This is a genomic window from Bradyrhizobium sp. SZCCHNRI3043, assembly GCF_032377735.1.
In the GTDB taxonomy this organism is placed as follows: Bacteria; Pseudomonadota; Alphaproteobacteria; order Rhizobiales; family Xanthobacteraceae; genus Bradyrhizobium.
The window spans coordinates 168229-188591 of the sequence record NZ_JAUHID010000004.1; the positions used below are offsets into that span (position 1 = coordinate 168229).

At 65.4% G+C, this 20363-nt stretch carries 20 protein-coding genes; 11 read left to right on the forward strand and 9 right to left on the reverse strand.

All coding sequences use genetic code 11. The features are described 5' to 3' along the window. Positions 1 to 225 precede the first annotated feature (225 nt). Entirely contained in the window at positions 226 to 537 is a 312-nt protein-coding gene (locus QX124_RS11815; RefSeq protein WP_315735370.1) for a hypothetical protein, read from the reverse strand. A gap of 235 nt (positions 538 to 772) precedes the next feature. On the opposite strand from QX124_RS11815, the gene QX124_RS11820 reads away from it, so the two are divergent. Further along, positions 773 to 895 carry a hypothetical protein gene (locus QX124_RS11820; RefSeq protein ID WP_315797247.1) on the forward strand — a complete coding sequence of 41 codons (123 nt, stop codon included), beginning with the start codon at positions 773 to 775 and terminating at the stop codon, positions 893 to 895. A gap of 211 nt (positions 896 to 1106) precedes the next feature. Here the strand turns inward: QX124_RS11820 and QX124_RS11825 are convergent, their stop codons facing one another. Then, the gene (locus QX124_RS11825; protein WP_315797248.1) at positions 1107 to 2348 is read right to left on the reverse strand and encodes an LLM class flavin-dependent oxidoreductase; all 1242 of its coding nucleotides are present in this window, start codon (positions 2346 to 2348) and stop codon (positions 1107 to 1109) included. A gap of 442 nt (positions 2349 to 2790) precedes the next feature. Between QX124_RS11825 and QX124_RS11830 the strand changes: the two genes are divergently transcribed. Beyond that, on the forward strand, positions 2791 to 4257 hold the full coding sequence (locus tag QX124_RS11830) for a PHB depolymerase family esterase (RefSeq protein ID WP_315797249.1): 1467 nt from the start codon (positions 2791 to 2793) through the stop codon (positions 4255 to 4257). Positions 4258 to 4306: 49 nt separating this feature from the next. Here QX124_RS11830 and QX124_RS11835 read toward each other — a convergent pair whose 3' ends face one another. Next, positions 4307 to 4975 carry an MBL fold metallo-hydrolase gene (locus QX124_RS11835; protein WP_315797250.1) on the reverse strand — a complete coding sequence of 223 codons (669 nt, stop codon included), beginning with the start codon at positions 4973 to 4975 and terminating at the stop codon, positions 4307 to 4309. 492 nt (positions 4976 to 5467) lie between these two features. Between QX124_RS11835 and QX124_RS11840 the strand changes: the two genes are divergently transcribed. After that, the gene (locus QX124_RS11840; RefSeq protein WP_315797251.1) at positions 5468 to 5950 is read left to right on the forward strand and encodes an MmcB family DNA repair protein; all 483 of its coding nucleotides are present in this window, start codon (positions 5468 to 5470) and stop codon (positions 5948 to 5950) included. Between the two features lie 157 nt (positions 5951 to 6107). Here QX124_RS11840 and QX124_RS11845 read toward each other — a convergent pair whose 3' ends face one another. The 3 genes from QX124_RS11845 to QX124_RS11855 all read right to left on the reverse strand — a co-directional run bounded on the left by QX124_RS11845 (position 6108) and on the right by QX124_RS11855 (position 6971). Beyond that, positions 6108 to 6368: a DUF1488 domain-containing protein gene (locus QX124_RS11845; protein WP_315735356.1), complete on the reverse strand. Its 261-nt coding sequence runs from the start codon at positions 6366 to 6368 to the stop codon at positions 6108 to 6110. A gap of 100 nt (positions 6369 to 6468) precedes the next feature. Continuing rightward, entirely contained in the window at positions 6469 to 6873 is a 405-nt protein-coding gene (locus QX124_RS11850) for a hypothetical protein (RefSeq protein ID WP_315797252.1), read from the reverse strand. After that, the gene (locus QX124_RS11855) at positions 6834 to 6971 is read right to left on the reverse strand and encodes a hypothetical protein (RefSeq protein WP_315735351.1); all 138 of its coding nucleotides are present in this window, start codon (positions 6969 to 6971) and stop codon (positions 6834 to 6836) included. The genes QX124_RS11850 and QX124_RS11855 overlap by 40 nt, the downstream gene beginning before the upstream one ends. A gap of 510 nt (positions 6972 to 7481) precedes the next feature. On the opposite strand from QX124_RS11855, the gene QX124_RS11860 reads away from it, so the two are divergent. The 3 genes from QX124_RS11860 to QX124_RS11870 all read left to right on the forward strand — a co-directional run bounded on the left by QX124_RS11860 (position 7482) and on the right by QX124_RS11870 (position 8611). Then, on the forward strand, positions 7482 to 7751 hold the full coding sequence (locus QX124_RS11860) for a hypothetical protein (protein ID WP_315735348.1): 270 nt from the start codon (positions 7482 to 7484) through the stop codon (positions 7749 to 7751). After that, positions 7744 to 8040: a hypothetical protein gene (locus tag QX124_RS11865; protein ID WP_315797253.1), complete on the forward strand. Its 297-nt coding sequence runs from the start codon at positions 7744 to 7746 to the stop codon at positions 8038 to 8040. The genes QX124_RS11860 and QX124_RS11865 overlap by 8 nt, the downstream gene beginning before the upstream one ends. Positions 8041 to 8245: 205 nt before the next feature. Further along, complete coding sequence (locus QX124_RS11870; protein ID WP_315735343.1) at positions 8246 to 8611, forward strand: hypothetical protein; 366 nt, start codon at positions 8246 to 8248, stop codon at positions 8609 to 8611. A 21-nt stretch (positions 8612 to 8632) separates the two neighbouring features. Here QX124_RS11870 and QX124_RS11875 read toward each other — a convergent pair whose 3' ends face one another. Both QX124_RS11875 and QX124_RS11880 read right to left on the reverse strand, forming a co-directional pair. Next, complete coding sequence (locus QX124_RS11875; RefSeq protein ID WP_315715137.1) at positions 8633 to 9187, reverse strand: ActR/PrrA/RegA family redox response regulator transcription factor; 555 nt, start codon at positions 9185 to 9187, stop codon at positions 8633 to 8635. A 174-nt stretch (positions 9188 to 9361) separates the two neighbouring features. After that, complete coding sequence (locus tag QX124_RS11880) at positions 9362 to 10717, reverse strand: ActS/PrrB/RegB family redox-sensitive histidine kinase (protein ID WP_315735341.1); 1356 nt, start codon at positions 10715 to 10717, stop codon at positions 9362 to 9364. Between the two features lie 97 nt (positions 10718 to 10814). Here QX124_RS11880 and QX124_RS11885 point away from each other — a divergent pair, with 97 nt between their 5' ends. The 5 genes from QX124_RS11885 (at position 10815) to QX124_RS11905 (ending at position 17916) form a co-directional block, all read left to right on the forward strand. Next, entirely contained in the window at positions 10815 to 11606 is a 792-nt protein-coding gene (locus QX124_RS11885) for an ABC transporter ATP-binding protein (protein ID WP_315797254.1), read from the forward strand. Next, positions 11603 to 12415, forward strand: a complete 813-nt coding sequence (locus QX124_RS11890; protein WP_315773163.1) for an ABC transporter permease — start codon at positions 11603 to 11605, stop codon at positions 12413 to 12415. Before QX124_RS11885 ends, QX124_RS11890 begins: the two co-directional genes overlap by 4 nt. 124 nt (positions 12416 to 12539) lie before the next feature. Beyond that, on the forward strand, positions 12540 to 13868 hold the full coding sequence (locus tag QX124_RS11895; RefSeq protein ID WP_315735335.1) for a polyhydroxyalkanoate depolymerase: 1329 nt from the start codon (positions 12540 to 12542) through the stop codon (positions 13866 to 13868). A gap of 208 nt (positions 13869 to 14076) precedes the next feature. Further along, complete coding sequence (locus QX124_RS11900; protein WP_315735333.1) at positions 14077 to 14916, forward strand: SprT family zinc-dependent metalloprotease; 840 nt, start codon at positions 14077 to 14079, stop codon at positions 14914 to 14916. A gap of 318 nt (positions 14917 to 15234) precedes the next feature. Further along, positions 15235 to 17916 carry an EAL domain-containing protein gene (locus QX124_RS11905; RefSeq protein WP_315797255.1) on the forward strand — a complete coding sequence of 894 codons (2682 nt, stop codon included), beginning with the start codon at positions 15235 to 15237 and terminating at the stop codon, positions 17914 to 17916. 140 nt (positions 17917 to 18056) lie between these two features. On the opposite strand, the gene QX124_RS11910 is transcribed toward QX124_RS11905, so the two are convergent. Continuing rightward, positions 18057 to 20267, reverse strand: coding sequence for a penicillin-binding protein 1A (locus tag QX124_RS11910; protein ID WP_315773167.1), 2211 nt, complete (start codon positions 20265 to 20267; stop codon positions 18057 to 18059). Positions 20268 to 20363 lie beyond the last annotated feature (96 nt).

The window sequence follows — 20363 nt, forward strand, 5'->3', positions numbered from 1 at the left end:
TATACATTTGTGTTATAAATCGGCAAGAGTATTGGATGATTGCGCGGCTATGTCGGTGACGCGCTAGGACGTATGACGCCAAATATCGCGATAGCGGAGCGCTTAAGCTAGCGGCTATGAGTGCGGATGAGGGCGGTGTGTCATCCCTTTCCGCGGCTGCGAAGCTGTCGCCCAACTGTCGTCCAGACCGGAAGGATCCGCGCGGCCTGCTTGAGGTGCCGGTTTTCAAAGCGCGACGCCATAACGATAGGCGAGCTTGGCCCGGCCCTTTATCCGCATGCCTCGCCGCGAGACCTCGAGAGCGATTTGGTCGCGGTCGATTCGGGTCATCAGGACGCCGCAGCAGTCATAATGCGCAATTCCAATGTCGCGGCCTGTTTCGACGTGCAATTCCATGCGGGCCGGGTCTGGGCCGAAATTGCGCACGATCGCGTCGTCGCCATAAAAGCGCTTGATCGTGTCCTTGATGAAAATGACTTCATCAGCAGACAAGGGAGCGGGCGGCTGCGGAGGGCACTGGGGTTTGGCAGCGGGCATGGCGCTCAAAGTAGCGCCCGGGCAGTTTGGAGCCAAGCCTCGCCTGCCCCATGGTTTGACTGTTCTCACTGTCATCGACGAGCGCACGACCGCTCGCTTCAGGACTAGCCGCGCTCAGAACTTGTAGCCGACGCCGACCGTCGCCGTATGCGTTCGCGTCGTCACATGCGCGGTGAAGCGGTCGTCGAAGCCGACACCGACGCCGCCGGCGACGAAGAATGTCCGCCTCGCCACCGTGCTCGGCCTCGTCGTCTACCCGCAATTCCAGAAGCCGGTCGACCTGCCGGCCCTGCGCGAGACGCTGAAGCAGATAGCGACCATCGCCGACTGCGAGAAGCTCGTCGCGGCGGTGAGGTAGTCACGCGCTCGACCGTTCGAGTTGCGCCTTGCCGCCATATTAGAGTCCAACCATTAAGGCCGTCATGGCCGGACTTGTCCCGGCGATCCACGTCGTTCGAGATAGTGGATGGACGTGGATGCCCGGGTCAAGCCCGGGCATGACGAGTAACTAATTAGCGGCATCGAATGCCGCGATATTGCGCGTGCCACGGAGCGGCTTCGCCCCACGCTCACCCTCGCTGTTTCGCCGCCGCCTCCTGCAGATCCGGGGCATTCACGGCCGGAATCGCGATCCGTCCTGGCCCCGTCTGCGACAGCGCGGCGGCGGCCTTGTCGTTGTCCATGATCTTGGCCATCACGGCCTGGCCCGCGCGCTCGAAGATGGCGCGGTTCTCGATGACGAATTTCTGCGAGCGGCGCAGGCCGTCGATGTAGCCGTTGATCTCCGGCACGACGTAGCGCGCGACCATGTCCCAGCTGCGCCGCGAAGCTTCCGGGTTGGCCCAGTCGTGCACGAAGCCGATGATGTGGCCGACGCCGCCCGACACCTGCATCAGGTTCCTGATCGTCTTGACGAGATCGTCCGGCGTGCCGATCGTCGACGCCGCGCCCTCGACGAAGGCGGTCTTGTCGACGGCCTCGTCCGGCGATGAGAAGGCCTTCAGGCCGGGCCGCATCAGGGTGCCGACGGTGTACTCGTTGTGCCAGCGCATCAGTCCCGCGCCGGCCTCGCGCCGTGCCTGCTCGCGCGTCTCCGCGATGTGCCAGGACAGCAGCACGCGCCAGTCGGCGCGGCTCACTGTCGTGCCGTGCTTCTTCGCCGCGTCCTCGGCAAACTCCCATTGCTGCGGCAGCGCCATCAGCCCCTGCGTCGACATCGAGCCGAGCGAGATGATGCCGATGCCGTATTTGCCGGCCAACGTCATGCCGGACGGCGAGATCTGCGAGGCCACGACGAACGGCATCTCCTCCTGCAACGGCAGGATCTGCAAGGCCGCATCGTTCATCGTGAACCAGTCGCTCTTGGCGGTGACGCGCTCGCCGTTGAACAGGCGGCGGATGATGGCGATCGCCTCGTCCTGACGGTCGCGCTGCGTCATCGGATCGATGCCCAGAGTGTGGGCATCGGAGGCGAGCGCGCCGGGGCCCGAGCCGAAGATGGCGCGGCCGCCGGTCATGTGATCGAGCTGCACCATCCGCTGCGCGACGTTGTAGGGATGATGGTAGGGCAGCGAGATCACGCCGGTGCCGAGCCTGATGCGCTTGGTGCGCTCGCCGGCGGCGGCGAGAAACATCTCGGGGGAAGCGATCATCTCCCAGCCGCTGGAATGATGCTCGCCGCACCAGAACTCATCGTAGCCGAGCTCGTCGAGCTGCGCGACCAGATCGAGGTCGCGGCGGAATTGCAGCATCGGATGCTCGCCGATCGGATGATGCGGAGCGAGGAACGCTCCGAATTTGAGCCGCGCCATGCGTTTTCTCCCAAGCGGAATTCGTTGTTGCTTGCCGATCAGGCTAATTGGCGCATCGGAGTCAGGCAATCACCTTGGCGCGTATGCCGATCGGTGCATGGCTGCCATTTGTTTGTTTACTGATCGCCGATCGGTACGGCACACTTCCCGCTGACATGGTCGATTCGCGATGTGGCTCGAATGATGATTTCCAAATCGCGGTCGTCGGCCTTTGCGGTTGCGGAGTCTGTCGCGTTCACGCCAACGGCGATATTCGTGGTGCTCGGTTCGCATTTCGGTGATTGCTGCGTGAAGCGCCGCGTCGGCGTGGCATTTAGATCGCAGCAAGACCGAAATTCGCAATCAAATTGCTGACGTCCGGGATGGTGTGGGCTTTTTCTTTTGCACTGCAACAACCATCTGGGTGATGGTGGATTGTCTACCCGCTGCCGTGAATACGCGAATGCCTAAGGAGCTGCCGTTGTCCCTCGCCGAAAATGTTGAGTATTTGCGACGGCTGCGCGAGCTGAACAGTATTACCGGATTTGCCGATTTTCATCGTCAGCCGCGTCGCGCTCCAGAGAATCCCCTGATCGAGATCGAGCACTTCGGCACCAACCCTGGGCGCCTGAAGATGTTTGCCTATGTGCCGGCGCAGCGTCAGCCGCTGGCGCCGCTGGTCGTCGTGCTGCATGGCTGCGGGCAGGGCGCCGCCGACTACGATCTCGGCGCCGGCTGGTCGACGCTCGCCAAGCATTTCGGCTTCGCGCTGCTGCTGCCGGAGCAGCAGCGGGTCAACAATCCGCAGCGCTGCTTCAACTGGTTTCAGTCCGAAGACATCACGCGTGATCAGGGCGAGGTCGCCTCGATCCGTCAGATGATTGCGCGCATGGTGGCGGATTGTGCCATCGATCCCAGGCGCATCTACGTCACCGGCCTGTCGGCGGGCGGCGCGATGACCATGGCGCTGCTCTCGGCGCATCCCGAATTGTTCGCTGCCGGCGCTGTCATCGCCGGGCTGCCGTTCGGCACCGCGCGCAGCATGCGCGACGCGATCCTGCAGATGCGGATGCCGCCGGCGCGCCCCGCAGGCGAGCTCGGCGATCTCGTTCGTCGTGCCTCGAACCACCGCGGCAAGTGGCCGAAGCTGTCGGTGTGGCACGGCACAGCGGACTACACCGTGCATCCGGACAATGCCGGCGAGATCGTCAAGCAGTGGCTGGACCTGCACCATCTGCCGCTGGCGCCGATGGCCGCGGCCGAGGTGAACGGCTATCCGCATGAGCAATGGTGGAATGCCGACGGCGAGACCGTCGTGGAATCGTTCACGATCTCCAACATGGCGCATGGCACGCCGATCGGGATCGCGGCCAACGACAAGCGCTATGGCAAGGCCGGGCCGTTCCTGCTCGAGGCCGGCATTTCCTCGTCCTATCACATCGCGAAATTCTTCGGCGTCACCGATTGGATTCGTCCGCTCAAGGCGGCCACGACGTCGCCGAGCACGAAGCTGATCCCGCAGGTGTCGCCGATCTCGGCGGTGCCGGCCTTCACCAAGACCTTGCGACGCGCGGCGGACGCTCCATCGCCCGCTGCGGAACCGGTCGACGTCAAGCCGGCCGAGATCAAGGTGGTCGAGCCCAGAATGTCGCCGACCGGCATGCTGCTCTCTGCACCGGCATCCGCTGCGGTCCCGCAGCCCGAGGTCGAGCCCCAGTCGCCGTCGCGGAAAGCGGCCAAGTCCAAGCCGGACCAGAGGCCGGAGTCCAAGCCCGTGGCCGTCTCCAAGCCCGTGGAGCCGAAACGGCTGGAGTCGGCGACCGGCGAATCTTCGATCAACGGCAGTGGCGCGACCGTCAGGCCGCGGCGCCGAACCATCGACGTCGCTGCCGTGATCGACCGTGCCCTGCAAGCGGCCGGCCTGAAGTAGGCGGCCACAACCGCAGCCGTTCAGAGCTCGCTCGCGAGGGACGCGCGGGTCAGACGTCCCCGGTCAGGAACGGGTTGGTCATGCGCTCCTGGCCGAAGCTCGATCCGGCGCCATGGCCGCAGATGAAGCCGACGTCGTCGCCGAGCGGCAGCAGCTTGTCCTTGATCGATCTGATCAGCGTCTCATGGCTGCCGCCGGGCAAATCGGTGCGGCCGACCGAGCCGTTGAACAGCACGTCGCCGACCTGGGCGAAGCGCATCTCCTTGTTGAAGAACACGACGCTGCCGGGCGAATGTCCCGGGCAATGCAGGATGTCGAAGCTGAGCTCGCCGATCTCGACGCGGTCGCCCTCCTCGAGCCAGCGATCCGGTGTGAAATCGCGCACGCCTGTGATGCCGAAGCGCGCGCCGCTGGCGACGACGTTGTCGAGCAGGAACTTGTCGGCGACATGCGGGCCTTCGATCGGCACCTTCAGCGCGTCGCGCAGATCGGCCGCGCCGCCGACGTGATCGATATGGCCGTGCGTCAGCCAGATCTTCTCGACGGTGATATTGGCCTGCGCGATCGCCGCCTGAATGTTGGGCACGTCGCCGCCGGGATCGATCACGATCGCCTTCCGGGTCGCCTCGCACCACAGGATGGTGCAGTTCTGCTCGAACGGCGTGACGGGCACGATCATCGCGCCGGCCTTCGCCTTGGTGGTTTCGGGTTCGCTCATGGCGCCAGCATGCCGATTTTTCGCAGTGCGCCAAGCGAAAAACACCGCGTCACGGCGACCTGACACCTCACCGGCATCATCCATCGCCTGCCACTCTTTCGACGCTCGATGTCGATGCGATCTGGCTGTCGCCGATCTTCACTTCGTGGGCCGCAAAGTACGGCTGACGGCCTGACGGCCGCCGCGACCACGATCAACACGCCGATGCCGGTCGGGATCGACGAGGCGACATTGTTGGCGTGTCTGAGGACGGAGACGTCCGATCCAAGGTGGCGCATGCACGTGCAGGCGTTTTTCGACGAGGTCGATGTCTCCGTGATCCATAGTCTTGTCGTCGGCCATGTCGTCACGTTCGCAGAGCTACGACGTCGACCTGGATTCGAGCGCCGCCCTGCGGGCGGCCGTCTGTTAAGCGGAAGGCTGGCGTCAGGTTCCGGTTCCCCGGTGATTAGCGTGCTTGGGCGACGCCCGGAATCGGCTATGCTGTGGCGCATGGAATCGTCAGCCGCCAGGATCAGCCTCGTTCCCATCGACCGACGCCAGTCGGAGACGGCGCTGGCGATCGCGCGCGGCACCTCGCGCTTGCTGCGCTCGCTCGGCTTTGCCACCATCAGCGAGCTGCCGCTGCCGTCGGGACGTCGCGCCGACCTGGTGGCGCTGAACGAGCGCGGCGAGATCTGGATCGTCGAGATGAAGTCGTCGGTCGAGGATCTGCGCGCGGATCACAAATGGGAGGACTACCGTGCCCATTGCGACCGGCTGTTCTTCGCCTTCACGCAGGATCTGCCGTGCGAGATCTTTCCGCAGGACACCGGCCTGATCGTGGCCGATGCCTATGGCGCCCACCTGCATTGCGAGGCGCCAGAGCACAGATTGCCGGCGCCGACGCGCAAGCTCATGACGGTGCGCTTCGGGCTCGCGGCGGCGCAGCGGATCAACCGGCTGATCGACCCGCAGGGCCACGCGGACCTCTAGAGAATCCTCAAATGCGGTCCACTGGACGGGGGTTCCCCGCCTAGGTAGGTGACAGAGGCTCCGTCAGGTCACGAGTCTCAAGATGAGAGACATCAGCATCGCTGAGAGCCGATCCGCATCACCACCAGCCTGGCCGATCGATCGCCAGGCATCGCCGTCAAAAATTGGCAGCGACGAGATCGTAGGATCCCCGGCTGCCGCGGACATAGACCCTGGCGGCGGCGGCGCAGATCCGCTCGCGGTTGGAATCGAACGCGGTCAGAAAGCCCGACTCGTCCGGACGGGTGTCGGGTTGAAGGCGTCTCAACGCGCCCTCGTCGACGAAGAACGACGCTTCCATCGCGCTGTCATAGCCCCAGAACCGTACGGCACGTCGCGTGCGGTCATAGGAGCGGCTGTGATTTGGAAACTCAATCATGTGTGTGTCCGATCAGGTTCGGAGGACGCCGCCGATAGGGCGGAGGTCCTCCAAGGGGCGTCGTTCGGCGGTGGTCGCCGGCGACAACGGGTCGCGCATCTCAATCGAAAGCCGACGGCAACTCGCCGTGGCGGAAGAGGACCGTCGGCTCATCGTCATAGTCACCCATGTCGGGATCGCCCGAGGATGAGAAGGCGACGACGCCTGCCTTGCTCGACACCAGTCGTTCCGCAGTCCGGAGCGCGCTCGCTTCCGTCTTGCAGGCGATCGGCGTCTCGGCTTTCGCGCGTCCGCCCCGGCCGGCGCTGAACGCCTGAACGAAATAGATCGTTTCGCGCGCCATGTTCTGTCCTTTGGGCTGTCGAGTACGGTCGGCCGCGTCGCCGCATTGCGCGCGGCCTTGATTGCGCGCGGCCCTGCGGCCTTGCGGGAGAACCGTCCAGACTGATGAGGGCCGGAAATCTCCTAGCGCTTCTTCTTGTCGCTGGAAAAATCCGGCTGCCATGCTCCGGTCTTCTGGCTCGGCGCTGCGGCAATGCTCTTGGGCTTTTCCTTCTTGGGCTTCTTGGCTTCGCGATTGCCTTTTTGCTGACCTTTGGCCATGTCGATCTCCTCTCGGCTCGGGTTGGAGCTGGTTCAACGCATCGGACGAAGGCGCCGCGTCGATCCTGCGTGCGCGGCGTCACTGCCTATCGGCCGGGTGGCCGTCATCCACCGGCTGCCGACGGGGCGCACGGTGGTCTGATTTACGAATGCAGCGCGGCAGTTGCGAGCGCGAGAAGGATCAGCAGAAGCGGCACAATGATGGGTGGAACGATCCACTCGCTCAGACGAAACTGCGGCATTGGCTGTCCCTCGCGTGTTTGCGGCGGGAGCGCTCGTGACCCTCAGTCACCGATGAATGCCGTCGGAATGGCGGTGATCACCATTGATACACCCTGGCTCCTGCAATAGCGAGCACCAAAGCGCAGCGACACGGTCCGATGACGCCGGGCCGCTCGTCACGTCGTGCTGATGAGAAAGCGTTGGCTATTGCCGGCCGTAAGGCGCATGCTTCGAAGAGCTCGAAGTTGCGACAAGCGACAGCGAGGCTGTCGCGAAAGGTAGGCGCAGATGAGCATCCGCTCGCGGCGCGAATTCGTCACCTTCAAACATCCGTTCCGGATCAGAAGCATCGAGCGTCTCTTGCCCGAGGGCACCTACGAGGTGGTCACGGACGAGGAGCTGATCGAAGGATTGTCCTTTGCCGCCTACCGCCGGGTTGCGACGATGATGATGCTGCCCGCCGCCGGCTCGCGCTCTGCGGCCGTCGAGATGGTGTCCGTCAGCTCGGTCGATCTTGCAGACGCGCAGCGTGTCGACGCGAGTGCGTCGGATGACTGACGAACCGCTCGATCTCGACAGGCACCGCGGGATGAGCGCGCAGAAGGCCGTGGACCTGCGTCGCGGTCTGGCCGAGGCCGAGAGTCACGCGCGGGACCTGCGCGAGCGGCAGGCTGTTCTCGAGCAGCACTTGCTCGCCAACGCGGCTGCGTCGTGGCCGGAAGCCGCCGCGAAGGCGCGCTATCTCCTGAACATGTATGCCGCGAGCCTTGCGGAACAGGATACCAGGCACCGGGAGCTGATCGCCGCCGTCCTGGCCGACTTCTCCCGGCTGACGGGGGAGAGCTGACGCGAGCCGGGGCATCGGGGCGCCGCTTGGCCTTGGATCCCCCGCCCGATCCAAGACTGTTGCTGGCGCAACAACATTCGCTTGTCCCGCCCTCCCGGCAATTTCCCATCTCTGCCCGATAAATGCCCCGCATGGGGCGCAACATCTCGGAACATTTTTAAGGCTCGAGCGGTATCCAGCCGAGGGGTGCGAACAGGAACGACAGATGCGACGGGTGCTCTTGGCGTTGACACTGCTCTACGCGACCGGAGTTCGCGCGGAGGAGATGGCGTTCTACGTCCTGGGCGTGGGCGCCGATTCCTGCGAGCGCTTCATCACCGCCGCCGAGGAGCAGCCGCCCGGCACCTACAAGGCGATCGGCAATGCCGACGGCCCCTACGTCAACGCCATCTCAAAGTATCAGCAGTGGATGATGGGCTACGTCTCCGCCATCAATGCGGACCGCGGCGACGAGGGCCGGCAGATCAAGCTCGATCTGACCGAGGTCGACAGCTGGATGCGCAATTGGTGCAGCCGCAATCCGCGGCGCACCGTCTTCCATGCGCTGCAGGCATTCGTGAAGTCGCACTGAGTGCGGACGAGCCGCAAAAGCCTACTTCGGCGCGCGCTTGGCGAGGATGCGCTGCAGAGTGCGGCGGTGCATGTTGAGCCGGCGGGCCGTTTCCGAGACGTTGCGGTTGCACATCTCATAGATGCGCTGGATGTGCTCCCAGCGGACACGGTCGGCCGACATCGGATTCTGCGGCAGCTCGGACTTTTCGCTGGTGGTCGACAGCAGTGCTGCAACGACGTCGTCGGCATCCGCCGGCTTGGCGAGGTAGTCGACGGCGCCCATCTTCACCGCCGTCACGGCGGTGGCGATGTTGCCGTATCCGGTCAGCACGATGGCGCGGGCCTCGGGGCGCTTGCGCTTCAGCGCCGACACCACGTCGAGGCCGTTGCCGTCGCCCAGCCGGAGGTCGACCACGGCGAAGGCCGGCGCTGCCTTGCCGATCTGTGAAATACCTTCGGCGACGCTTTCGCAGGAAGTGACCGTGAAGCCGCGAGTCTCCATGGCGCGCGACAGGCGCTCCAGGAACGGCTTGTCGTCCTCCACGATGAGGAGAGAGCGGTCCGGGTGGTTCGTCAGTTCGGCGATGGCGCCCACGGTCATATCCTTGAGAAGAAGGCTCGATGGTTGCGAGACGTCTGATCCATCCTCATATGGTCTGCCGACCGGCCGCTGCCAAGATCGCGGGTTGCCGCAGTCTGCGGCGTGACGCCGCGCGGGGCGGGTGTGCTGTATGCCAGGACCACGCCGGCGGCAGCTGCCGCCGAGGCTTCATTCCGGCTCCGCCTCGCCATCGTCGTCCTCGCTGGCCTCGAAGCGCCGTCGCGGCCACACGATCTGGACCACGGCGCCATGGTCGGGGAAGGTGCGATTGCTGAACGAGACCTTGGCCCCGGTCCGCTCCAGCAGGGTGCGGGCGATGAACACGCCGAGCCCGAGGCCGCCGCCCTGGTTACCTCCCGGGCCGTCCTCGGCGCTGGGCCGTCGCGACAGATAGGGCTCGCCGATCCGCTTCAGGATATCAGGCGCGAAGCCGGGGCCGTCGTCGGACACCACGATCTCGACCGTCTCATTGTTCCACCAGGCGTTCACCTCGACGGCGTTGCGCGCGAAGTCGACGGCATTCTCCAGGATGTTGCCGACGCCATAGAGGATCGCCGGGTTGCGCGAGCCGACCGGCTCCTTGGCCGCGGCCACGGCGACGCGCACCTTGATGTCGACGCCGAAGTCGCGATGCGGGGCCACCGTCTCCTCGATCAAGGTCGACAGCTTCATCCGGTCGTACATCGACCCGATCGAGGACAGCTGGGTGATCTTGCCGAGAATGTCGCGGCAGCGCTGCGCCTGCTCGCGCAGGGTCTTGATGTCGGAGGTGACCTGGCTGTTGTCCTGCAGGGCGCGCTCCAACTCGCGCGAGATCAGCACGATGGTCGCGAGCGGGGTGCCGAGCTCGTGCGCGGCGGCCGCCGCGAGACCGTCGAGCTGGGTGAGGTGCTGCTCGCGCGCCAGCACCAGCTCGGTCGCCGCCAGCGCGTCCGACAGCTTGCGCGCCTCCTCGGTCACCTGGAACGCATAGAGGCTGGTGACGCCGATCGCGAGCGCGATCGAGAGCCAGACGCCGAACAGATAGATCGGCGGGAAGATCAGCGGCTCCTCGCCTTCCCACGGCAGCGGCAGGTGCATGAAGAACAAGGCGGTTGCGCAGGCCACGGCGAGCAGGCCGAGCATGATCGTCAGGCGGACGGGGAGGGCGGTCGCCGAGATCAGCACCGGCGCCAGGAACATGTAGGAGAACGGATTCTCCAGCCCGCCCGTGAGATAGAGCAGCACCGTCAGCTCGACGATGTTGAGCGCGAGCAGGCCTCCGGCGTGGGCCGGCTCCAACAACTGCATCGGGTTGAAGGCGATCTGCAGGCCGAGATTGAGCAGCGCCGAGATGCTGATCACCGCGAGACAGGGCACCACCGGCAGGTCGAACTCCAGCCCCTGCACCACGATGAAGATCGCGCTCAACTGACCGAGCGCCGCCAGCCAGCGCAGCCGCAGGATGGTGTCGAGCCGGACGCGCTGTCGCGGATGGCGATAGTCGGTGTCGGGCGTGTCGATGATCAGGGCGTCGTCGGTCATGACGGGAACCTAATGCCGCGCAGGCGCGGCGACAAATCTGGCCGGCCGTTGGTGGCCTGTTGCGGTTTGCGGCACAATGCCTCAATGAACCCCTCCCATGACGCAAGATGACGCAGTGCCGACCCTCTCATCCGATTCCAGCTCGGTTTCGTCCGCGATTGCCGTGTCGCGGCTGACCAAGGTCTACAAGACGACGACCGCTGTCGACGGCATCTCCTTTGCGATCCGCCGCGGCAGCATCACCGGGCTGCTCGGCGGCAACGGTGCCGGCAAGACCACGACGATTGCGATGATCATGGGGCTGGTGCAGCCGACCTCGGGCGAGGTCGCCGTGCTCGGCCACGGGATGCCGGACGAGGCTGCTGCCGTGCTGGGGCGGATGAATTTCGAGAGCCCCTATGTCGACATGCCGATGCGCCTCACGGTGCGGCAGAACCTCACCATCTTCGGCCGGCTCTATGCGGTGGACCACCTCAAGGAGCGGATCGCGGAGCTCGCCGCCCAGCTCGACCTGACCGACTTCATCGATCGTGCCAATGGCAAGCTCTCCGCCGGGCAGAAGACGCGCGTCGCGCTGGCCAAGGCGCTGATCAATGATCCCGAGCTGCTGCTCTTGGACGAGCCGACCGCCTCGCTCGATCCTGACACCGCCGATTGGGTGCGTGGCCATCTCGACAGCTACCGCAAGCGCCGTGGCGCCACCGTGCTGCTCGCCTCGCACAACATGCTGGAGGTCGAGCGTCTGTGCGACCGCGTCATCATCATGAAGCGCGGTCGCATCGAGGACGACGACAGCCCGGCGCAGATCATGGCGCGCTACAACCGCTCGACGCTCGAGGACGTATTCCTCGACGTCGCCCGCGGCCGCGACCGGGAGGCCGCGCAATGAACGATCTTTCGCTCCGCATCGCCCCGCACCGGATCGGCGCGATGATCCTGCGCTACTGGTATCTGCTGCTGTCGTCCTGGCCGCGGCTGCTGGAGCTGATGTACTGGCCGACCCTGCAGATCATCACCTGGGGGTTCCTGCAGACCTACATCACCGCCAATGCCGGCTTCTTCGCCCGGGCCGGCGGCACCCTGATCGGCGCCGTCATCCTGTGGGACATCCTGTTCCGCGGACAGCTCGGGTTCTCGATCTCCTTCCTCGAGGAGATGTGGGCGCGCAACATCGGCAACCTGATGATGAGCCCGCTGACGCCGATCGAATTCCTGCTGGCGCTGATGACGATGAGCCTGATCCGGTTGGCCATCGGCATCATCCCGATGACCCTGATCGCGGTCTGGTTCTTCGACTTCAATCTCTACAGCCTCGGCCTGCCGCTGGTCGCCTTCTTCTGCAACCTGATCTTCACCTCCTGGGCGGTCGGCATCTTCGTGTCGGGGCTGGTGCTGCGCAACGGGCTCGGCGCCGAGAGCATCGTCTGGACGCTGATGTTCGCGCTGATGCCGCTCGCCTGCGTGTACTATCCCGTGCAGGTGCTGCCGCATTGGCTGCAACTGGTCGCCTGGTCGCTGCCGCCGACCTACGTGTTCGAAGGCATGCGCGCGCTGCTGGCCGATCACGTCTTCCGATCGGACCTGATGCTGACCGCGCTCGGGCTCAATGCCGCCCTGCTGCTGGCGTCGTTTGCGGCATTCATTGCCCTTTTGCGTAGCGCGCGCCGCGCCGGCTCGTTGCTGGCGGCAGGGGAATAATTGCGCTTTTCCCGTGGATTTCCGGGCTCATTTCGTCGCTTTGCGGCGTTGACACGTACAACACCGCATTGACGCTTAATTGCGCATTCGGCAGTATGCTGCATTGCAGAGAGGTTGAACGAGAATGCCGATAGGTGAGTTTGGCGGTGCACCGCCCCTGGCGTCGGAAGGCAGTCCGGTCCTGACGACGCCGATGTACTGGATGTACGAAATGGCGCACGCCTCGCTCAATCCGGCGCGCGCTGTCACCGACGCCACCAAGATCCTGTTTCAGAACCCGCTCAATCCCTGGGCCCACACCCAGATGGGCAAATCGGTCGCGGCGGCCTGCGAGCTGTTCGAGCGCACCACGCGCCGCTACGGCAAGCCCGAATGGGGCCTCGACGAGACCGAGGTCAACGGCATCCGGACCCCCGTCGAGGTCCGCTCGATCTGGGAAAAGCCGTTCTGCCGGCTGCTCTATTTCGACCGCAAGCTGACCCGCCCGCTGCGCAGCCCCCAGCCCCGGCTGCTGATCGTGGCGCCGATGTCCGGCCATTACGCGACCCTGTTGCGCGGCACGGTGGAAGCGTTCCTGCCGACCCACGAGGTCTACATCACCGACTGGTCTGACGCGCGGATGGTCCCGCTGGCCGAAGGCCGCTTCGATCTCGACGACTACATCGACTATGTCATCGAGATGCTGCGCTTCCTCGGCACCAACATGCACGTCATGGCGGTGTGCCAGCCGGCGGTGCCGGTGCTGGCGGCGGTGTCTGTCATGGAGGCCGAGCGCGACCCGTTCGCACCGATCTCGATGACCCTGATGGGCGGCCCGATCGACACCAGGCGCAACCCGACCGGCGTGAACAATCTCGCCCAGGAGCGCGGCATCGACTGGTTCCGCAACCACGTCATCACCAAGGTGCCGTTCCCGCATCCAGGCGTCATGCGCGACGTCTATCCGGGCTTCCTGCAGTTGAACGGCTTCATCAGCATGAACCTCGACCGCCATGTCGACGCCCACAAGGCGCTGTTCGCCAACCTCGTGAAGGGTGACGGTGACCAGGTCGACAAGCACCGCGACTTCTACGACGAGTATCTCGCGGTCATGGACCTGGCTGCGGAATATTATTTGCAGACGGTGGAGACCGTGTTCGTCAAACATGCGCTGCCGAAGGGCGAGATGACCCATCGCGGCACCCTGGTCGATCCGTCGAAGGTCACGCGCGTGGCCTTGATGACAGTCGAAGGTGAGAAGGACGACATCTCCGGTCTCGGTCAGACCGAAGCGACGCACGGACTCTGCTCGTCGATCCCGGATCACCGCCGGGTTCACTACGTGCAACCGGGTGTCGGTCATTACGGCGTGTTCAACGGCTCGCGATTCAAGTCGGAGATCGTGCCGCGCATCAACGATTTCATGCTGTCGGCAGCCGATCCGAAGTCGCTGCTCGCCATTGCGGCTGAATGAGTGAAGACGATGGTCACCGCGCATCCGAATCCGGATGCGGGGTAACCCTTTGAAGGGACGCTAGAAACCGGAACTCAGGAGTGACTCAAGCAGTGAATGTGGCGTCGCTTCTTGAGCGATGCTTTTGAATCTGAATTCATGTTTTCGGGGGCGCGCGAGGCCCAACCGCTAGGGTGCGGAACCTTCCGAACCCCTGTATGTTGGGCAAATGATTTGTTTTTGCGCCGAGCGCTTTCCCTGGCGATGGATATGGCAAAATCCGGGCGAGTTCTTCCCTCCCGGACTGACAGAAATGGCCACTCGCGCGCTACTTTATCGGCGGCCCGCCGAACCTTCGCGTCTTCTCGTCAAGCATGGCTCGCAAATCTACTCGATTAGATTGCGGCGTCACCGTCGTGCGCGACGTTATACCCTGAGAATTCATCCGTCGGATCGCGAAGCGATCCTCACGATGCCTCCGCGCGGCACGATCATCGAAGCGAAAGACTTCGCGCAGCGTCACGGCGCGTGGATCGCGGCGCGTCTTGGCCGTCTGCCGAAGGCGGCGCCGTTCCTGCCGGGCACTTTGGTGCCGCTGCGCGGCGTGCCGCACAAGATCGTGCATCGCGCGGGCGAGCGCGGCACGGTGTGGACCGAGACGCGAGACAGTGGCGAGAAGATCCTGTGCGTGGCCGGCGGGATCGAGCACACCGAACGCCGGGTGCTCGACTTCCTGAAGCGCGAGGCGCGCCGTGACCTGCAGAAGGCCGCCGACGCCTATGCCGAGCAGCTCGGCGTCAAGGTTAAGCGGCTGTCGATCCGCGACCAGTCGAGCCGCTGGGGCTCATGCACCTCGGCCGGCTCGCTGTCGTTCTCGTGGCGCCTGATCCTGGCGCCGCCCTTCGTGCTCGATTATCTCGCCGCGCACGAGGTCGCTCATCTGATCGAGATGAACCACTCGCCGCGGTTCTGGAAGGTGTGTGGCAGGATCTGCTCCTCGGTCGAGCGCGCCAAGAAGTGGCTCGACACCTGCGGCAACGATCTGCATCGCTATGGCATCGACGACTGAGGTCTCGACGATAGAGCATCTCGACGATGCGAGTCCCAATGGCCCGGCCTTCTGGTCCGGGCCATTTCTTTGTCGGGTTCCAATCTGCATCGATGAACTCAGAACCCGCGTGCGGACTATCGAATTCTTAAGCCTTCTCGCCTGCAGTCGGAGGATATTGCCCAATTCGGCGGCGCCTTAACGCGGCCGTAACGCTGCGCTCGCCAGATTTACCGCGATCAACCCCAAGGTGACGTCCCAGCGAGCTGCCGGGTCGTTCGCTGCAACCAAAGCGCCGATCGTTTCTCTCGAAACGTGCAGCGCGCCTCGAATCGAACGATGCCTGCAAGCGAGTTCCAACCGGCCGCATCCACACAATTGCTCTCGGCCGCGCTCGACGGTGCCTCCGAGGCGATCCTGTTTCTCGACGCGCTGGGCCATGTCCAGCACGCCAACCAGGCGGCGTCGGTGCTGCTGCGGCGTGAGCCGGCCGCTCTGATCGGCGCCGACCTCGAAAGCCTGGGTCTGCCCGCGGATCTGATCCCGGCGCCCCCCTGCGACGAGACGACGGACGCGCAGCAGGAGGCGGACCAGTCCGAAGCCCGCGAAATGACGATGCGCCATGCCGATGGCGGGCGGACCCGCCTCCGCCTGTCGCTGTGCGCTCTCCCGCCGGGCCGCGACGACGAGCCGGTCCGTTCGCTGCTGTTCATTCGTGACGTGACCACCGAAGTCGACATGCGCGAGCGCAATGCGCTGCTGACGTCGGTCGCCGACCGGACCAACCGGGCCGTCATCGTCACCGATCGCGAGCTCAACGTCCTCTATACCAACGCCGCCTTTGCCGGCCTGTTCGGCTACACGCCTGAACAGGCGATCGGGCGCCGCGCCGAGGAACTGCTGATCGGCCCCTGCACTGATCCCGCCATCGTCGACCGGCTGAGGCAATGCCTCGAGGACGATCGCGGCATCGAGGAGGACGTGCTGGTCTACGACAAGGACGGCCGCGAGATCTGGACGACCGCCTATGTCAAGGCGCACCGGACCAAGCGGGGCAAGGTCAGATATCTGTTCGGGCTGCTCACGGACATCCGGGAGACCAAGCAGTTGCGCTCGCTGCAGCAGCTGATCATGGCGTCGCTGGCGTCCGACGTTTCGATCACGACCATCGCCGATCAGCTGTGCCGCCGGGTCGAAGAACTCGCCCCGGACGTCGTCTGCTCGATCCTGCACGTCGATTCCGATGGCCGCATGCATCCGCTCGGCGGCGCCAGCCTTCCGCCCGCTTATTCGGCCAGCCTCGACGGCGTCGCGATCGGGCCGGACGTCGGCTCCTGCGGCACCGCCGCCCATCTCTGCGAGCCGGTGCTGTCGCACGACATCGACAATGATCCGCGCTGGCAACCCTACAAGGCCGGCCCGCTCGCCGCCGGCCTGCGCGCCTGCTGGTCGTCGCCCATCAAGGGCAAGGACGGCCGTGTCATCGGCACCTTTGCCTTCTACTTCCGTGAATGCCGCGGCCCCAGCCCCTGGCACGAGCAGATCGTGGCCGCCTGCGTCCAGCTCGGTGCGCTCGCCATCGAGCGCCAGGAGGTCCGCTCGACGATCTCACAGGTCGCCTATCATGACATGCTGACGGGCCTGCCCAACCGCGCCCGCATCCCGTCGCTGATCGCCGAAGCCATCAAGGCCTGTCCGGAAGGCGGACACGTCGCTGTCGCCTTCCTGGACGCCGACAATTTCAAGGACGTCAACGACACGCTGGGCCATGCCGCCGGCGACGAGTTCCTGGTCGGCTTCGCCAACCGCCTGCGAGCGCAGATCCGCAACGGCGACATGCTGGGCCGTCTCGGCGGCGACGAGTTCGTGATCGTGCTGCAGAACCGCGATGCCCTGGAAGCCTCGCTCGCGGCGGCGCGCATCACCGCCGCGCTGGCGATGCCGCTGACGATCGGCAAGCGCCAGGTGCCGATGTCGGCGAGCATGGGGCTCAGCCTCTATCCTGATAATGCCAAGGACATCGAGACCCTGATCAAGCAGGCCGACGCGGCGATGTACAAGGCCAAGCGCGGCGGCCGGGCGACCTACCGCTTCTTCAGCGCCGACATCGACAAGCTCGCCGAAGAACGGCTGATGCATTCGACAGCGCTGCGCGAGGCGATCGCCAGCGAGGCCCTGACGTTGCACTATCAGCCGCAGATCCGCACCCGCGACGGCGCGATCCACGGCGTGGAAGCGCTGGCGCGCTGGCACGATCCGGTGCTCGGCGAGGTCTCGCCCGCCAAGTTCATTCCGCTTGCCGAGGAATGCGGCCTGATCGAGCAGATCGGCGTGTGGTCGATCAAGCTGGCCTGCCAGCAGATGGCGTCGTGGCGGCGTGCCGGTCTCGACATCCCCTGCATCTCGGTGAACCTGTCGCCGATCAACTTCCAGAACGTCAATCTGGCGGCGATGGTGGCGCAGATCCTGGCCGCCAACGATCTGCCGGCGAAGATGCTGATGCTGGAGATCACCGAGGGCGTGATCCTCAACGAGCGCGCCACCGTGATCGCGACCATGAACGAGCTGCGCAACATGGGCGTCGGCCTGTCGCTGGACGATTTCGGCACCGGCTATTCGAGCCTCAGCAGGCTGGCGCAGCTACCGATCGACGAGTTGAAGATCGATCGCAGCTTCATGCGCGATTTCGAGAACGACAGCGGCACGCGGGCGATCGTGACCGCGGTCGTGCGCGTCGGCCAGAGCCTCGACGTGGCCGTGGTCGCCGAAGGTGTCGAGACGGAGCCGCAGCGCAAGCTACTGGCCGAGCTCGGCTGCGATGCGATGCAGGGCTTCCTGTTCGCGCGGCCGATGGCCGCCAGCGCCTTCAGCCGCTGGCTGCTGGACTACAGCGCCCATCGCGCGAGCCTGATGCTGCGGCTCGTCGGACGCGCGCTGGCGCAGGCCTCCGGTGATGCGAAAGGCGAGGGTGCTGCGAAAAGCGAGCCGTCATCGCGGCCCGTTGCGGCCGCCGCGGGCTGATCAGGCCGGACTCACTGTCTTCCCCTGACGAGCATCGCTCGTTGTGTCGCAACACGCAGCGCATTTGCGCTTCCGTCGTCATTCCGGGTTCAAGGCCTGCGGCCTTGCCCCGGAATGACGGTGGTCGTGGTGCAATCAGATCAGCGCCGGCCGCCGAACAACCGGTCCACCAGCCAGCCGTCGAGCCCGGCCGCGGGCTCCGGACGAACATTGCTGCGGCTCGGGCTCGGCGCCGCCGAGCGCGCCGAGTAGGCTGCATTGGGTGCGGGGGCCGACGGTGCTGAAATCTGCGAGGCGATCTGCGCCAGCGTCGGCACAAGGCCGGAGCCCTGCGCGTTCGGCAGCGCCGCCACCGGCACGCCCTGATGCGCCGCGCGCATGAAGCGGGTCCAGACCTCGACGGGTAGGCCGCCGCCGGTCGCCTTCCTGGTCGGCGAGTTGTCGTCATTGCCGAGCCAGACGCCGGTGACGAGGCGCGCGGTGTAGCCGATGAACCAGGCGTCGCGGAAATCCTGGCTGGTGCCGGTCTTGCCGGCGGCGATCCAGCCCGGGATCTCCGCCTTCTTCGCGGTGCCGGAGATCAGCGTCTCCTGCATCATCTGGTTCATCATCGCCGCGTTGCGCGGCTCGATCACCTGCACCGGCTGCTCGGCCTGGCGCATGTAGAGCAGCTTGCCGTCGAGCGTCCTGATCCGCGTCACCACATGCGGCGAGACGCTGACCCCGCCATTGGAGAACGGCGCGTAGGCGCCGACCAGCTCGATCATCGACACCTCGGAGGTGCCGAGCGCGATCGACGGGTTGGGATCGAGCTTGGAGGCGATGCCCAGGCGGTGTGCGGTCCGCACCACGTTCTTCGGTCCGACCTCGAGACCGACACGCACCGCGACCGTGTTGAGCGACATCGCCAGCGCCTGGGTCAGCGTCACCGGGCCGAAATATTCGCGGGTGTAGTTCTCCGGCTTCCAGCCCTTCAGGTCGAGCGGCGCGTCCTGGCGCACCGTGTCCGGCGTCAGGCCCTGCTCGATGGCGGTGAGATAGACGAACGGCTTGAACGCCGAGCCGGGCTGCCGTTTGGCGGTCACGGCACGGTTGAACTGGCTGTCGGAATAGTTGCGGCCGCCGACCATGGCGCGCACGGCGCCGTCCGGCGTCATCGCCACCAGCGCGCCCTGGCTGACGTTGAACTTCACGCTCTTGGCCGCGAGCTCGTCGATGATGGCGGCCTCGGCGACGGATTGCAGCTTCGGATCGATCGTGGTCTCCACGACGATCGACTCCTCGACCTGGCCGACGAGGTCGTCGAGCACCTCGCCGATCCAGTCGGCGACGTAGTTCACGGTGCCCGCGCCGGCCGGCTTCACCGCCACGGAAGGATGCGCGATCTGGGCCTGCGCCTGGGCGTCGGTGATGAACTTGGCCTCGGCCATCGCCGCAAGCACGGTCTGCGCGCGCTTGGCCGCGCCCTCCGGGTTGCGGTTCGGCGCCAGCCGCGACGGCGACTTGACGAGACCTGCGAGCATCGCGGCCTCGCCGATCGTCACCTGCCGCGCGGACTTGCCGAAATAGCGCTGCGCGGCCGCCTCGACGCCATAGGCGCCGGAGCCGAAATAGACCCGGTTCAGATACAGCTCGAGGATCTCGCGCTTGGAATATTTGCGCTCCAGCCACAGCGCCAGCTCGGCCTCCTGCAGCTTGCGCGCCAGCGTGCGCTCCTGGGTCAGGAACAGGTTCTTGGCGAGCTGCTGCGTCAGGGTCGAGCCGCCCTGCGATACGCCGCGATGCAGGATGTTGGCGACGACAGCGCGGGCGATGCCGATCGGGTCGATGCCGAAATGCTGGTAGAAGCGGCGGTCCTCGATGGCGATGAAGGCCTTCGGCAGATAGGGCGGCAGATCCTTCAGCGCGACATTGGCGCCGGCCATCTCGCCGCGCTGCGCCAGCATGGTGCCGTCATAGCCCACGATCTCGATCGTCGGCGGCCGCTTGGGGATCTCCAGCGACTGGATCGGCGGCAGATGCGCGCCGGCCCAGATCACGACGCCGACCAGCGCGATCACGCCCCACAGGCCGCAGACCAGCGCCCAGTAGAACATGCGCCCGATCGGCAATCCCCAGCGCGACCTGCCGCGGCTCGGCTTTGGTTTCGGTGTTGAGGTCTTCGGCTCGCGCGCCGGCACATCGTCCTCGTCGTCGGGCTCGACCGGCCTTTTCTTCGCAGCGGACTTCTTGGGCGCGTTGTTGCCGGAGGGGATGCGATCCTTGGGGTCGAGGCGCAGATCGGCCATCGCGGCCGCAAGACCGAATCGCGGCTCCTTGCGTCCGCCGCTCTGTTTCCGTCCCCGCGCCATACGCAACCCGAGCCCGCGACCCCGCCGTCCGACCACGGTAATGTCCGGAGTTTAAGGGGCAGTTAGGAAGAGCTTAACGCGCGATTAGGAGTTTCG

Coding starts and splice junctions, on each gene's coding strand:
- QX124_RS11855 (WP_315735351.1), bottom strand. CDS start 6,971: ATGGCCAAAGGTCAGCAAAAAGGCAATCGCGAAGCCAAGAAGCCCAAG.
- QX124_RS11825 (WP_315797248.1), bottom strand. CDS start 2,348: ATGGCGCGGCTCAAATTCGGAGCGTTCCTCGCTCCGCATCATCCGATC.
- QX124_RS11845 (WP_315735356.1), bottom strand. CDS start 6,368: ATGATTGAGTTTCCAAATCACAGCCGCTCCTATGACCGCACGCGACGT.
- QX124_RS11815 (WP_315735370.1), bottom strand. CDS start 537: ATGCCCGCTGCCAAACCCCAGTGCCCTCCGCAGCCGCCCGCTCCCTTG.
- QX124_RS11830 (WP_315797249.1), top strand. CDS start 2,791: ATGCCTAAGGAGCTGCCGTTGTCCCTCGCCGAAAATGTTGAGTATTTG.
- QX124_RS11880 (WP_315735341.1), bottom strand. CDS start 10,717: ATGACCGACGACGCCCTGATCATCGACACGCCCGACACCGACTATCGC.
- QX124_RS11865 (WP_315797253.1), top strand. CDS start 7,744: ATGACTGACGAACCGCTCGATCTCGACAGGCACCGCGGGATGAGCGCG.
- QX124_RS11840 (WP_315797251.1), top strand. CDS start 5,468: ATGGAATCGTCAGCCGCCAGGATCAGCCTCGTTCCCATCGACCGACGC.
- QX124_RS11850 (WP_315797252.1), bottom strand. CDS start 6,873: ATGGCAGCCGGATTTTTCCAGCGACAAGAAGAAGCGCTAGGAGATTTC.
- QX124_RS11860 (WP_315735348.1), top strand. CDS start 7,482: ATGAGCATCCGCTCGCGGCGCGAATTCGTCACCTTCAAACATCCGTTC.
- QX124_RS11870 (WP_315735343.1), top strand. CDS start 8,246: ATGCGACGGGTGCTCTTGGCGTTGACACTGCTCTACGCGACCGGAGTT.
- QX124_RS11910 (WP_315773167.1), bottom strand. CDS start 20,267: ATGGCGCGGGGACGGAAACAGAGCGGCGGACGCAAGGAGCCGCGATTC.
- QX124_RS11900 (WP_315735333.1), top strand. CDS start 14,077: ATGATTTGTTTTTGCGCCGAGCGCTTTCCCTGGCGATGGATATGGCAA.
- QX124_RS11835 (WP_315797250.1), bottom strand. CDS start 4,975: ATGAGCGAACCCGAAACCACCAAGGCGAAGGCCGGCGCGATGATCGTG.
- QX124_RS11890 (WP_315773163.1), top strand. CDS start 11,603: ATGAACGATCTTTCGCTCCGCATCGCCCCGCACCGGATCGGCGCGATG.
- QX124_RS11895 (WP_315735335.1), top strand. CDS start 12,540: ATGCCGATAGGTGAGTTTGGCGGTGCACCGCCCCTGGCGTCGGAAGGC.
- QX124_RS11885 (WP_315797254.1), top strand. CDS start 10,815: ATGACGCAAGATGACGCAGTGCCGACCCTCTCATCCGATTCCAGCTCG.
- QX124_RS11905 (WP_315797255.1), top strand. CDS start 15,235: ATGCCTGCAAGCGAGTTCCAACCGGCCGCATCCACACAATTGCTCTCG.